At 67.0% G+C, this 13,488-nt stretch carries 9 protein-coding genes and 1 pseudogene; 8 read left to right on the top strand and 2 right to left on the bottom strand.

All coding sequences use genetic code 11. The features are described from left to right. The first annotated feature begins 14 nt into the window (after window positions 1–14). The 3 genes from ACOQPE_RS09115 to leuD all read left to right on the top strand — a co-directional run bounded on the left by ACOQPE_RS09115 (window position 15) and on the right by leuD (window position 2,680). Window positions 15–494: a GreA/GreB family elongation factor gene (locus ACOQPE_RS09115; protein ID WP_420608611.1), complete on the top strand. Its 480-nt coding sequence runs from the start codon at window positions 15–17 to the stop codon at window positions 492–494. Between the two features lie 62 nt (window positions 495–556). Continuing rightward, window positions 557–1,978 carry a 3-isopropylmalate dehydratase large subunit gene (leuC, locus tag ACOQPE_RS09110; RefSeq protein WP_420608610.1) on the top strand — a complete coding sequence of 474 codons (1,422 nt, stop codon included), beginning with the start codon at window positions 557–559 and terminating at the stop codon, window positions 1,976–1,978. A gap of 111 nt (window positions 1,979–2,089) precedes the next feature. Next, window positions 2,090–2,680: a 3-isopropylmalate dehydratase small subunit gene (gene leuD, locus ACOQPE_RS09105; protein WP_420608609.1), complete on the top strand. Its 591-nt coding sequence runs from the start codon at window positions 2,090–2,092 to the stop codon at window positions 2,678–2,680. An 18-nt stretch (window positions 2,681–2,698) separates the two neighbouring features. Here the strand turns inward: leuD and ACOQPE_RS09100 are convergent, their stop codons facing one another. Together ACOQPE_RS09100 and ACOQPE_RS09095 are read right to left on the bottom strand one after the other, a co-directional pair. Continuing rightward, a complete protein-coding gene (locus ACOQPE_RS09100) occupies window positions 2,699–4,744 on the bottom strand; it encodes a cytochrome P450 (protein WP_420608608.1) in 2,046 nt (681 codons plus the stop codon). 7 nt (window positions 4,745–4,751) lie between these two features. Further along, on the bottom strand, window positions 4,752–5,864 hold the full coding sequence (locus ACOQPE_RS09095; protein ID WP_420608607.1) for an LLM class flavin-dependent oxidoreductase: 1,113 nt from the start codon (window positions 5,862–5,864) through the stop codon (window positions 4,752–4,754). 171 nt (window positions 5,865–6,035) lie between these two features. Here ACOQPE_RS09095 and ACOQPE_RS09090 point away from each other — a divergent pair, with 171 nt between their 5' ends. The 5 genes and pseudogenes from ACOQPE_RS09090 (at window position 6,036) to ACOQPE_RS09070 (ending at window position 13,442) form a co-directional block, all read left to right on the top strand. Next, window positions 6,036–7,823 carry an ABC transporter substrate-binding protein gene (locus ACOQPE_RS09090; RefSeq protein ID WP_420608606.1) on the top strand — a complete coding sequence of 596 codons (1,788 nt, stop codon included), beginning with the start codon at window positions 6,036–6,038 and terminating at the stop codon, window positions 7,821–7,823. Window positions 7,824–7,890: 67 nt separating this feature from the next. After that, entirely contained in the window at window positions 7,891–8,874 is a 984-nt protein-coding gene (locus ACOQPE_RS09085) for an ABC transporter permease (RefSeq protein WP_420608605.1), read from the top strand. Then, window positions 8,867–9,796, top strand: coding sequence for an ABC transporter permease (locus tag ACOQPE_RS09080; protein ID WP_420608604.1), 930 nt, complete (start codon window positions 8,867–8,869; stop codon window positions 9,794–9,796). Before ACOQPE_RS09085 ends, ACOQPE_RS09080 begins: the two co-directional genes overlap by 8 nt. 3 nt (window positions 9,797–9,799) lie before the next feature. Further along, window positions 9,800–11,763: pseudogene (locus ACOQPE_RS09075) on the top strand (dipeptide ABC transporter ATP-binding protein). Then, window positions 11,763–13,442 carry an amidohydrolase gene (locus ACOQPE_RS09070; protein WP_420608603.1) on the top strand — a complete coding sequence of 560 codons (1,680 nt, stop codon included), beginning with the start codon at window positions 11,763–11,765 and terminating at the stop codon, window positions 13,440–13,442. The pseudogene ACOQPE_RS09075 and the gene ACOQPE_RS09070 overlap by 1 nt, the downstream one beginning before the upstream one ends. Window positions 13,443–13,488 lie beyond the last annotated feature (46 nt).

Genomic DNA, 13,488 nt, shown 5'->3' with positions numbered 1-13,488 from the left:
GGTAACCTCGCGGGGTGCCCGAGATCCACCACATCTCAGCGGAGACCCGCGATCGACTCCAGGCCGAGCTCATCGATCTGACCGGGCGAGGCCGCATCGATATCGCAGCCCAAATCGAGACAGCCCGGTTGCTGGGGGATCTCTCGGAGAACGGCGACTACCACGCCGCCAAGGAAGAGCAGGGAAAGATGGAAGGCCGCATCATGCGGCTGAAGTCGATCTTGGAGAACTGCGAGATCGTCGTCGATTCGGAAGACAGATCGGACGACAGCGTCGTGGCGCCGGGCCACGTGGTGTCCATCCGCTTCCAGGGCGACGACGAGGTCGAGCAGTACCTGTTCGGCTCGATCGAGGAACGCCGGACGGGCATCGAAGTGGTGTCGCCGGGTTCGCCCTTGGGCCAGGCGCTCGAGGGCGCGCAGGCGGGTCAGACGGTCTCCTACGAGGCGAACGGCAACCAGCTCAGCATCGAAGTCGTCGCCATCGAAGCCTGAGCGCCGGGGCCCTCCAGACCATTGCGTTGGAATGACGGGCCTGCAGGGTCCATAGTGAGGACGTGACAAGTTCCGCCGCGACGGGTGCGCGCACCCTCAGCGAGAAGGTCTGGGACCGCCATGTCGTCCGCACCGGCGGCGGGCAGCCCGATCTGCTCTATATCGACCTGCACCTCATCCATGAGGTCACCTCTCCGCAAGCCTTTGACGGCCTGCGCATGTCGGGGCGCACCGTGCGCCGCCCGGACCTGACCGTGGCGACCGAGGACCACAACGTCCCCACCGCCGATCTGCATCTGCCCATTGCCGACCCGATCTCGGCCAAGCAGGTGGAGGTGCTGCGGGCGAACTGCGACGAGTTCGACATCACGCTGTACCCGATGGGCGATCCGGGCCAAGGCATCGTGCACGTCATCGGCCCCGAGCAGGGCCTCACGCTGCCCGGCATGACCGTGGTCTGCGGTGACAGCCACACCTCGACGCACGGCGCATTCGGCGCCCTGGCCTTCGGCATCGGCACCTCCGAGGTGGAGCACGTGCTGGCGAGCCAGACGCTGCCGCAGGCGCGGCCGTCCACCATGGAAGTCCGCGTCGACGGCGATGCGCCTGCGGGCGTGACCGCCAAGGACATCGTGCTGGCGATCATCGGACGCATCGGCACCGGTGGCGGCATCGGTCACATCATCGAGTACCGCGGCTCGGCCATCGAAGCGCTGTCGATGGAAGGACGGATGACCGTCTGCAACATGTCCATCGAGGCGGGCGCCAAGGCGGGCATGGTGGCACCCGACGAGACCACCTTCGAATATCTGGCAGGTCGCCCGCACGCCCCGGCCGGATCCGCCTGGGAGGCCGCAGTGGCCGACTGGCGCTCGCTTGTCACCGACGAGGGCGCGGCTTTCGACCGCTCGGTGACCATCGACGGCACCTCGCTGCGGCCGCACGTCACGTGGGGCACCAACCCCGCACACGTCATTCCCATCGACGGCAACGTGCCGGGCCCGGGCGATTTTGACGACCCGGTGGAGGCGACGACCGCCCAGCGGGCGTTGGACTACATGGGGCTCACCGCGGGCACCCGGTTGTCGGATGTGCAGGTCGACACGGTGTTCATCGGCAGTTGCACGAACTCGCGCATTGAAGATCTGCGGGCTGCTGCGGCGGTGGCCCGCGGCCGCACGGTGGCGGACGGCGTCCGCACCTTGGTCGTGCCCGGCTCGTTCGCCGTCAAGGCACAGGCCGAGGCCGAGGGGCTCGATGCGGTCTTCGTTGAGGCCGGATTCGACTGGCGAGAGCCCGGCTGCTCGATGTGCCTGGCAATGAATCCCGACAAGCTCTCGCCCGGCGAGCGCTCGGCGTCGACGTCGAATCGCAACTTCGAGGGCCGGCAGGGCCGCGGCGGCCGCACACACCTGTGCTCGCCGGAGGTGGCAGCGGCAACAGCCATCGCCGGTCGCTTCGTCACGCCCGACGACCTGGGCTGACGGAGGCTGAGCCGGTAGGCGAAGCCGCGGCCCGAGCGGCCCGTGAGCCCAATCACATGGACATCGGGAACATGAGCGGGAAGAAAATGCTGATCCAGGAGGAAGAAGACGATGGAGCCAGTACGAGTCCATGAGGGGCGGGCTGTGCCCCTCGATCGCTCCGACGTGGACACCGACCAGATCATTCCCAGCGACTGGCTGAAGCGTGTCGAGCGCACCGGCTTCGGCAAGGGACTGTTCAGCGAGTGGCGCGACGAGCGCGATTTCGTGCTGAACGACGAGCGCTTTGCGGGTGCCACGGTGCTGGTCGCCGGGTCGAACTTCGGCACGGGGTCGTCGCGCGAGCACGCCGTGTGGGCACTGATGGACTACGGCTTCGTGGCGGTGGTCTCCCCTCGCTTCGGAGACATCTTCCGCAACAACTCCACCAAGAACGGGCTGGTGCCGGTGCAGGTGTCCGAAGAGACCGCCGCCCGACTCCGGGCCGCTGTGGCCGCCGACCCCGACCTGGTGGTGACGGTCGACGTCGAGCGGCGCCTGCTCAGTGCACCCGCTGCGGGCATCGAAGAACCGTTTCCCATGGACGACGCCACGCAGGAGCGCTTCCTCGAGGGTCTCGACGACATCGGCATCACGCTGCGCAGCGCATCGGAGATCGACAGCTTCGAGCAGGCCCGGCCTGCGTGGCTGCCCACGACGTAGTCCCGATTGCCGGGTGGCTCAAGCAGGTTCTGGCTGGATTTCGAGCCGCTTGAGGCCTCTCAGCAAGAAGCTGGGGTGATATTCGAAGTCGTTCGACGCGGAGAGCGTGAAGGAACGCAGCCGCTGCGCCAGCTCTTCGGCCGCGACTCGTCCCTCCAGCCGTGCCAGCGCCGCACCCAGACAGAAGTGGATGCCCCGGCCGAACGCGAGGTGGTTCGACACGCCGTCGCGCATCGGGCAGAAGGAGTCTGAGTCCTCAAAGACTGATCGGTCCCGGTTGGCCGAGCTGAACATCACCACCACGTGAGCGCCGGCGGGAAGGTCGACGCCGGCGAGCTGGGTGTCGTTCTTCACGACACGGAACATCCCCTGCGTCGGCGTCGACAGTCGAAGGGTCTCCTCCACAAATGCCGGGGCTTGTGACGGATCTGCTCGCAGCGCCTCCCACTCGGCGGGGTGCTCGGCCAGCAGCCGCAGCATCTCGGTGAGCATCTTGGTGGTGGTCTCGTTGCCGGCCACGAGCAGCTGCTGGATGATGCTGAGCATCTCGGCAATCGTGAGCGGTTCCGTCGACACCGCTTCGTCGGCGACGTCATCGCCATCGCGGTCGATGCGGGCGTTCAGCAGGTTCGTCAGCAGATCGTCCTGCGGCTCGGCGCGGCGACGTTCGAGCTGTTCGGCAAAGTACTTCTGGAACTCGATGACCTCGCGCTCGGCGTCGAGACGTTCCTCGATGGAGATGTTGGTGCCGATGCCGGCGATCGAGGCGTCGCTCCATCGCTTGAAGTCGGCAAGTCGGTCGTCGGGAACGTTGAGCGCCCGAGCGATGACCGCCACCGGGAGCGGCACAGCGAACGCTTCGACGACGTCGATCGAGCCGCCGCCGGCGGTCGCAGCGAGCATCTGATCGATGAGCGCTGCAGCTATCTCGCGCACGGCGGGTTCGAGGTCGTTGACCACCTTGGGAGTGAACGCTTTGCTGACGAGACGGCGGAAGCGGGTGTGCTCGGGAGGATCCACCGTGAGCATCGTGCCGACCCGGTCGTAACCGCCCTCGGTCTCGTAGAGCTCCCTGGTGCGCCGAGCCAGCTCAGCGTTGCCCCGGCCGCCGACGTCAAAGCGAGAGGAGAACGTCTCAGGATCCCGCACCACTTCCAGCACGTCGTCGTACCTGGTGACCAGATGCAGTGCGGCACCGCCGGCCGCCGCCTCGAATACCGGCGCCGATTCGCGCATCTTGGCGTAGTAGGCGTGCGGGCACTGCTGCACCGCCGGGTCGAACAACCCGAATTCGCTCAGGTTGACCTCGTGCGATCCGGCGAAGAAGCGCAGCATCCAGCCGGCGACAAGTTCCTGGTTGCACGGTACCGCCAGGCTGGCCTTGGCTTCGGCAACGGCATCGGCGCCCAGCAGCTCAGTGCGGCTCTCATACAGCGGACCTACGAACTCGGGCTGGAACTCCGGGTGGCCCTGCAGCCCGACGAGGTGCTCGCCCACCGCGAGCATGGCCACCGGGCACCGATCGGCGCCCGCCAGCACCACCCCTCCGGGAGGCAGCGTCAGGACTTGGTCCTGGTGGCTGTGGATCAGGCGGATCTCGTCGGCGGGAGGGTCCATCCAGGGGCGGCGCTCGTGGACCTTCCAGACGTTGGCGCCCACCGTCCAGCCGTGCGAGGCCCGCTGCACCGTGCCGCCCAGCGCGTGGGCGATCATCTGGTGCCCGAAGCAGACGCCGAACATCTTGCGACGCTCAGCGTGCAGCTGCCGCACGAAGTCGGCAAACCGGCTGATCCACGGCGCATCGTCGTACACCGAGGCACGGGTTCCGGTGGTCATCCAGCCGTCGTAGGCGTCGAGGTCGTCGGGCCACTCGTCATCGGGGAGGCTGTACGTGTCCATCTGCACGCTCGGATCGACCCGGGCAATCACGTCGGCGAACATGTCCGAATAGGTGCCGCAGATCGATCTCAGCTCGGGGACCGGATCGTCGCAGCGCAGCAGGCCCAGGCGCAGCGGAGGGTGCTCGCCTGATGAGCCGGATTCTTCTCGTGGTCTGTCTGGCATCTGCAGCTCAGCGGAACGACGAGACCAGGGCGCTCTCGGAGCCCTGCGCGAGCGGTTCGAGCAACCCGCGATCACGCAGGATCGGCATGACGCCCTCGCCGAACCAGTACGCCTCTTCGAGGTGCGGGTAGCCCGACAGGATGAACTCGTCGAAGCCCAGCGCGTGGTATTCGGCGATTCGGTCTGCAACCTCGCTGTAGCTGCCGACCAGCGCCGTGCCGGCGCCGCCGCGGACGAGTCCGATGCCCGACCACACATTCGGGTGGATCTCGAGTCGACCCGTACCCTCGGCGTGCAGTCGGGCCATGCGGCGCTGTCCCTCCGACATCGTCGTGGCGAAGTCGGCCTGGGCAGCGGCGATGGCCTCGGGGCTCATGTGCGCCAGCATGTCGTCGGCCACGGCCCAGGCGTCGGCCGCGTCGGGCCGGGTGATGACGTGAAAGCGGATGCCATAACGCAGCGTGCGATCGTGCTCAGCGGCTCGCGCACGCATGCGGTCCAGCCGCTCGGTGACCATGTCGGGCGGCTCGCCCCACGCCAAGTAGACGTCAACGTGCTGCGCTGCGATCTGCTCTGCCGCAGGTGACGCCCCGCCGAAGTAGATCGCCGGGAGCGGATCGGGCGCCTCGCGGGTAGTGGCAGCGGCAACCTTGTAGAAGTCGCCCTCGAAGTCGAACGGCTCGCCCGACCACGCCTCCCGCACGATGCGCAGGAACTCACCAGTTCGCGCGTAGCGGGTGTCTTTGTCGAGCCAGTCGCCGAAGCGATTCAGCTCACGCGGCTCGGCACCGGTGACGATGTTGATGAGCAGCCGCCCGCCCGACAGCCGCTGGTAGGTCGAGGCCATCTGCGCCGCCAGCGTGGGCGACAGGAAGCCCGGCCGGAACGCAACGAGGAACTTGACGCGCTTGGTCAGCGGCGCAAGAGCAATGGTGGAGAGCCAGGCGTCCTCGCACATCGTGCCGCACGGCGTGAGCATCCCCTCATAGCCGAGCTGATCGCAGGCGGTCGCGATCTGGGCGAGATAGTCCATCGACGGCGGCCGCCAGTGCGCGCCCGGCTCGTCGGGGAGCACGTCGCGAGAGTCGCCTCCCGTTGGCAAGAACCAGTGGACCTTCATCGGCCGACCACCTTGCTGACACCACAGTGCCGCACACCGAGGATCGTGCGTGTCGCTGTCGATGGCAACGACATCGTCGGTTACGGTAGCGCGGGCTCTCGCAGGGCCTAGCCAAAAACTGCACCCGTCGTCGTGTGACCGGTGGGTGCCTCCAGGGAGGGAGACATCCTCATGAGGATCACGACGACACGCGGCAGGCAGCGCCGATTGGGCCAGCTGCTGGTTGCGCTGCTGGCGGTGTTTGCACTGGTCGCTGCTGCGTGCAGCAGCGACGACGGCGATGACGCTGCGCCGGCAACCACCGCCGCAGCAGACTCGGGCGGCGATGCCGGCGATGACATGGCCGACGACGACATGGCCGACGACGACATGGCCGACGACGACATGTCCGACGACGACATGTCCGACGACAGCGGTGACATGGACGACGACATGTCCGATGACGACATGGCCGCTGCTGCCTGCAATCACGGGCAGAACGTGGGCGGGACGCTCATCATCGGCAGCACACAGGTGCCCAGGCACCTGAACGGCACCGTGCAGTCGGGCTATGCGACCGCCGTGCCCGGCACACAGCTCAATGCGAGCCCGCTGCTGTACGACGCCGAGTACAACCCCATGCCGTACCTGGCTCACGACTGGGACGTCGCCGATGACGGCCTCTCGGTGACGCTGTATCTGGTCGAAGACGCCGTATTCCACGACGGCATGCCGATCACATCGGCCGACGTGGCGTTCTCAATCCAGACCGTCCAGGCACATCACCCGTTCAAGACGATGTACGCACCGGTGACCAACGTGGACACGCCAGACGACCACACCGCGGTCATCAACCTGAGCCAGCCGCACCCTGCGATCCTGCTGGCAATGTCGCCCGGCCTGCTGCCGATCATCCCCAAGCACATCTTCGATGACGGCCAGGAGATGCCGACCCACCCGCGCAACAGCGAGGACTTCGTGGGCTCGGGCCCGTTCCGGCTGACCGAGTACGAGCCGGGCACGATCATCCGGATGGAGCGCTTCGACGACTTCTTCATCGAGGGCACGCCGTGCCTGGACGAGATCGTGATGGAGATCACACCTGAAAGCACAGCCATCGTGCTCGGGCTCGAGAACGGTACGACCCACCTGTCGTCGACGCTGGGCCCATCGGCGAACGTGCTGCGTCTGATGGACAACCCCGACGTCGAGGTGAGTGCCAAGGGCCACGAAGCCATCGGCCAGATCAACTGGCTGGAGATGAACGTGAACGACCCGGCGCTCTCGGACAAGCGGGTGCGGCAGGCGATTGCCTACGCGATCGATCGCGACTTCCTCTCCGAGGTCATCGACCAGGGGATCACATTCCCCGTGCCGACCGGCATTGCGGCCGCCAGCCCGTTCCATAACCCGAACGTGAACCACTACGACAAGGACATTGATCGAGCGAAGGCGTTGTTGGCTGAAGCTGGCTACGGCCCAGGAGAGCTGCAGCTCTCCATCGACTACATCCCGCCGGCATTCGTGGTGCAAGCCGAGTACGTGCAGCAGCAACTCGAAGAAGCCGGCATCGAGGTTGAGCTCAGCGTGTCACCCGACTTCCCGACCTGGGCGCAACGAGTCGCCGCCGGGGAGTACCAGATGACCATCAACCAGGTCTGGAACTGGGGCGATCCGGTCATCGGCGTGCACCGCACCTATCTGTGCGACAACCGGGTGGGCGTGATCTGGACGAACAACACGGGCTACTGCAACCCCGATGTCGACGCGCTGCTCAACGCGGCCGGCCAGGAGTTCGACATTGGCAAGCGTGCCGAGTTGTATGCCGAGTTCCAAGAGATCGTGGCCGAAGACATGCCGATCTTCTTCCTGAATACGCCCTCGTTCTGGCAGGCCTACAACCCGGCGGTCATGAACCCGCCCACCAACAACATCTGGGGGCAGATGTCGCCCATGCACGAGGTCTGGCTGGACGAGTAGCGGCAACTGAGCACCATTCCGGCAACACCGAGGTGACCGTCGGAATCTCGCTCACCAAGGACGGAGCATGCTGAGGTCCATCACTGCCAGGATCGCCCAAGCACTCGGGCTGATCCTGGCAGTGATGTGCCTCAACTTCTTGCTGATCCACATCACGCCAGGCGATCCCGCCACGGTGATCGTGGGCGAGAGCGGCGCCGGCGATCCCGAGCTGCTCGAGGAGATCCGGGCACAGTACGGGCTCGACCGACCGTTCATCGTGCAGCTCGCGTCGTACGTCGGCCGGGTTGCCACTGGCGACCTGGGCGACTCGTACTTCTTCAACCAGTCGGTGACGTCGCTGATCCTCCAGCGCCTCTGGCCCACGGTGCTGCTGGTGGGAACCGCGCTGGCGTTCGCCGTGGCGGCGGGAACGATGGTGGGCATCGCCACCGCGCGGCGTCCGGAGAGCCCCATCAGTCACGGGGCGACGGTGCTGGCGCTGGTGGGCTTCTCGATGCCGGTCTTCTGGACCGGGATCATGCTGGTGATCCTGTTCGCCTCCGCCTGGAAGCTGCTGCCCGTGCAGGGATGGCACGACGTGAACTACGGCGAGGGCCTGCTCGCGAATGTGCTCGACGTAGGCGAGCACCTGGTGCTGCCCGCGCTCACCCTCGGCCTCATCTACCTGGCGCAGTACAGCCGGCTGTCCCGAGCGTCCATGCTGGAAGTGCTGGAGTCGGACTATGTGCGCACAGCGCGGGCCAAGGGGTTGAACGAGCGTCGAGTCGTATACAAGCACGCGCTGCGCAACGCCGTCATCCCTGTGGTGACTGTGGTGGGACTGCAGTTCGGAGCGCTGCTGTCGGGGGCGCTGCTCGTCGAGACCGTGTTCAACTGGCCCGGGCTTGGCCGATTGGCGTTCGACTCGATTCTCCGTCGGGACACCTCGGTGCTGCTCGGCGTACTGATGGTGTCGTCGGTGATGGTCATCGTGGCCAACCTGCTGACCGATCTGCTGTACACGATCATCGACCCGCGCATCCGGCTGCGGGAGCGTTCCAATGTCTGACGCGATGGGACGTGGCGAGGTGGCCGCCGCCGATCTGCCCGTCGCACCCGGCCTGGGCGCCGGCGGCGAAGGCGGAGCGGGTCGCCCAGGTCGCGAAACACTGCGGTTGTTCGTGCGCAACAAGGCGGCAGTGGCCGGTGTGGTGATGCTCATCGGGATCGTCTTCATGACGGTCGCCGGGCCGCGGATCTACGACAACGATCCCAAGGACATCGTGGCCATCCCGCTCACTGGTCCCGGAGAGCTGGCCGAGGCCCGCTTGGGCACCGACTATTTGGGACGTGACGTGCTGGCCGGGGTGATCGGGGGCGGCACGACCAGCATGACGGTGGCCGCCATGGCGGCTGCGATGGTGCTGGTGATCGGCATCAGCATCGGCGCGCTCGCCGGCTATTACGGCGGCTGGCTCGACAGCGCCCTCATGCGCTTCACCGAGTTCTTCCAGGTGCTGCCTGCGCTGCTGTTCGCGATGGTGCTCGTGGCGCTGTTCGAGCCGTCGACGTGGACGATCTCGTTCGCCATCGGCGTAGTGGCGTGGCCGGGGATCGCTCGCATCACTCGTGCGGAGTTCCTGAGACTGAAGAACCTGGAATTCGTGCGGGCAGCCCGAGCGGTGGGAGCGACGGACTGGCGCATCATTCGCAAGGTGGTGTTCCCCAATGCGCTGCCGCCGCTCATCGTGTCGGCCACGCTCATCATGGGCACGGCGATCCTGTTCGAGGCGGGGCTGGCGTTCCTGGGCCTCGGCGATCCCAACAACACGAGCTGGGGCTTGATGATCGGGCTGAACCGGGGGAACTTCCTGACTGCGTGGTGGTCGGTGACCTTTCCCGGCCTGGCAATCTTCTTCACGGTGCTGAGCTTCAGCCTCATCGGCGACGGGCTGCAGGATGCCTACAACCCCAAGCTGCGGGGACGCTGAGCGATGAGCACGGCGGCGAACGGCGACGCCACGCCAGGCGAGGGCGCAGCGGCGAACGGTGCCGGCGGCACCGGTGCGTCGCCGCGGCTGCAGGTGCGGGGCCTCACCGTCGCCTTCGACGAGTTCATCGCCGTGAACGACGTGTCGTTCGACCTGCACGACGGCGGGACGCTGGCGGTGGTCGGCGAGTCGGGCTCGGGCAAGTCGGTGACGGCGCTGTCGATCATGCGTCTCATCGAGATCGGTACCCGGGCGGAGATACGCAGCGGCGAGGTGCTGTTCCGTCACGACGACGGCAGCGCCGACGACTTGCTGCAGCTGCCCGAACCACAGATGCGATCGATCCGGGGTGATCGCATCTCGATGATCTTCCAGGAACCGCTGACCAGCCTCAACCCCGTCTACACCGTCGGCAGCCAGATCGGCGAGGCGCTCAGGCTGCACCGCGGCCTGAGCCGCAGCGAGGCCCGCGAGCGCACCTTGGAGATGCTGAGCCGGGTGCGGATTCCCGACGCTGCGCGCCGGATCGACCAGTACCCCCACGAAATGTCGGGCGGGATGCGCCAGCGGGTGATGATCGCCATGGCGCTCGCCTGCGACCCGGCGATCCTGATCGCAGACGAGCCCACCACTGCGCTCGACGTGACGATCCAGGCGCAGATTCTCGCCCTGATCGCTGAAATGCAGCGCGAGACCGGCGCAGCCGTGCTGATCATCACCCACGACATGGGCGTGGTGGCCGAGATCGCCGACGAGGTGGTGGTGATGCAGCAGTCGCGACTGGTGGAGCGTGGTCATGTCTCGGACATCTTCGAGCGGCCCAGCGAGCCCTATACGCAGTCGCTGCTGGCGGCGGTGCCACGCCTCGGGTCGATGGCCGGCGTCGATGCCCCGCAGCGCTTCGACCTGATCGATCCCGACGCACTGGCGGCTGCTGCGGCTGCCGGGGCCGACAGCGACGGGGAATCGGACTCGTGATGGAGCACGGTGCCGCAGAGGCCGAGCCGATCGTCGAGGTCGAAGCGCTCACCAAGCATTTCCCGGCCAGTCATGGCGCCCGCGTGCACGCCGTGGAGCAGGTCAGCCTGCATATCGACCGAGGCGAGACGCTGGCGGTGGTCGGCGAGAGCGGCTGTGGCAAATCGACGCTGGCGTACCTGATCATCCGCCTGCTCAATCCGACCAGCGGCACCATCAGGCTCGACGGCACCGACATCACGAGCCTCGGGCCCCGGGCGCTGCGGCCCCACCGGCGCAAGGCGCAGATCGTCTTCCAGGACCCCTTCGCCAGCCTGGATCCCCGCCGCACCGTGGGCAAGGCGATCGCCGAGCCGCTCGAGATCCATCGAGCCGTGCCCAAGCGTGAGATCAATGACGTGGTCGCCGATCTCCTGCGACGGGTCGGCATGTCGCCCGACGACATGCGGCAGTACCCGCACCAATTCTCCGGAGGTCAGCGGCAGCGCATCTGCATCGCCCGAGCCCTGGCGCTGCGGCCTGAGCTGGTGATCGCCGATGAAGCGGTGTCCGCGCTGGACGTCTCGATCCAAGCGCAGGTCATCAACCTGATGATGGATCTGCAGGAAGAGATGGGACTGTCGTACCTGTTCATCAGCCACGACCTCGCCGTGGTGGAGCGAATCGCTCACCGTGTGGGCGTGATGTACCTCGGCCAGATCGTCGAGCTGGGTCCGCGCCGCGCCATCTTCGAGAACCCCATGCACGACTACACCAAGCGGTTGCTCGACGCAGTGCCGATCGCCGATCCGGCTCGCCGCCGGACCGACCGATCGGTGCAGACCGACGAGGTGCCCAGCCCGGTCTTCGAAGCCGGCACCGCCCCCGACCCCGTGACCCTGGTCGAGGTGGAGCCGGGACACCTCGTCGCGCAAGCGACGAGCGACCAGCACAGCGTCGCGCAAGCGACGAGCGACCAGCACAGCGTGGCGCAAGAGGAGCACGACTGATGGGGACGGACCAACCGTTCGTGATCTACCCGGCTCGCCGGGTCATCACCATCAACCCCGCATTCCCTTTCGGCGAGGCAGTGGCGGTGGCGGGCGATCGCATCCTGGGCGTCGGCACCACCGACGAGCTGGCGTCGTGGGGCGAGCACCGCATCGACGATTGCTTTGCCAACCACGTGATCATGCCCGGGTTCATCGAGGCCCACTGCCATGTGATGTCGGGCGGGCTGTGGAACTCCACCTACGTCGGCTACTTCGACCGGCGCGACCCCCAGGGACTGCTGTGGCCGGGTTGCACCTCGATCGACGATGTGCTCGAACGGCTGGGCAAGGCCGCAGCGGATATGAGCGACGATTCCCAGACACTGCTGGCCTGGGGACTCGACCCCATCTACTTCCCGGGCGAGCGGCTCGTGGCACGCCACCTCGACACGGTGACCGGCGACCGGCCGACGCTGATACTGCATGCCAGCGGGCATCTCGCCACGATCAACTCGGCGCTCATGGAGCGTTGCGGCATCGACGAGACGGCGACCAGCCCCGGCGTGGCTCGGGGCGGCGACGGGCTGCCGAACGGCGAGCTTCACGAGCCCGCCGGGATGATGCTGGCCGGCGAAGCGTTCGCCGACATGATGAAGGCCAACCGCAGCGAGCAGGCCCGCTGGCGCTACGCCAACGAGGCACGCAATGCAGGGCACACGCTGCTGACCGACTTGGGCACCACACAGCTCTGGGATCCTGAACAACTCGGCAACTGGAAGAAGGTGACCAGCGACCCGACATATCCGGCGCGGGTCATGGTGGCGATGTCGAACCTGTTCGGGGCCACGGCCGACCCGGCAGAGCTGGCCGAGCTGTGCGTGCAGCTGAAGAGCGAGCAGACCGACAAGCTGCGCTTCGGCATCGTCAAGCTGATCCTGGACGGCTCGATCCAGGGCTTTACCGCCCGGATCAGCTGGCCGCACTACTACAAGCCGCCACCGGGACACATCGGCAACGGCATGTGGCTCACGGCGCCCGACCAGATGGCCGACCTGGTGGAGCCGTACCACCGAGCCGGTCTGACCGTGCACTGTCACTGCAACGGCGACGAGGCCACCGAAGCGTTCGTCGAAGCCGTCGAGCAGGTGCTGGAGCGCTATCCCCGCTGGGATCACCGCCACACGGTGCAGCACTGCCAGCTCACCACGCCCGACCAGTACCGCCGCATGGCAGCCCTGGGCATGTGCGCCAACATCTTCTCGAACCACATCTACTACTGGGGCGACCAGCACCGGGACGTGACCGTGGGGCCCGAGCGTGCGGCGCGGATGGATGCCTGCGGCACGGCCCTGGCCAGCGGCGTCAGCTTCTCGATCCACTCGGATTCGCCGATCACGCCGCTGGGCCATCTGCACACCGCGTGGTGCGCGGTCAACCGGGTGACGGCGTCGGGCCAGGTGCTGGGACCTGACGAGCGAATCGGCGTGCCGGACGCGCTGCGGGCTATCACCATCGAGGCCGCCCGGCAGATCAAGATGGACGCCGAGTTCGGCAGCATCGAGGCCGGCAAGCTGGCCGACTTCGCCGTGCTGGAGGACGACCCGCTCACCGTCGACCCGATGGCGCTGCGCGACATCGGGGTGTGGGGCACCGTGCTGGGCGGCGTGCTGCAGCCTGCTGAGATCAGCGACGCGTAGGGATCGCTCCGGCGGAGGGAACGTGCCGTCGCGCCAGAGTGTCGCA

This window comes from Candidatus Poriferisodalis sp., assembly GCF_965219595.1.
In the GTDB taxonomy this organism is placed as follows: Bacteria; Actinomycetota; Acidimicrobiia; order Acidimicrobiales; family Poriferisodalaceae; genus Poriferisodalis.
The sequence above is the reverse complement of the archived record's forward strand: the minus strand, read 5'-3'. Positions and strand labels throughout refer to the sequence as shown.

Bases quoted from the DNA above. Each gene is read 5' to 3' on its own strand.
- leuD (WP_420608609.1), top strand. From the start codon at position 2,090: ATGGAGCCAGTACGAGTCCATGAGGGGCGGGCTGTGCCCCTCGATCGC.
- ACOQPE_RS09100 (WP_420608608.1), bottom strand. From the start codon at position 4,744: ATGCCAGACAGACCACGAGAAGAATCCGGCTCATCAGGCGAGCACCCT.
- ACOQPE_RS09095 (WP_420608607.1), bottom strand. From the start codon at position 5,864: ATGAAGGTCCACTGGTTCTTGCCAACGGGAGGCGACTCTCGCGACGTG.
- ACOQPE_RS09090 (WP_420608606.1), top strand. From the start codon at position 6,036: ATGAGGATCACGACGACACGCGGCAGGCAGCGCCGATTGGGCCAGCTG.
- ACOQPE_RS09085 (WP_420608605.1), top strand. From the start codon at position 7,891: ATGCTGAGGTCCATCACTGCCAGGATCGCCCAAGCACTCGGGCTGATC.
- ACOQPE_RS09080 (WP_420608604.1), top strand. From the start codon at position 8,867: ATGTCTGACGCGATGGGACGTGGCGAGGTGGCCGCCGCCGATCTGCCC.
- ACOQPE_RS09070 (WP_420608603.1), top strand. From the start codon at position 11,763: ATGGGGACGGACCAACCGTTCGTGATCTACCCGGCTCGCCGGGTCATC.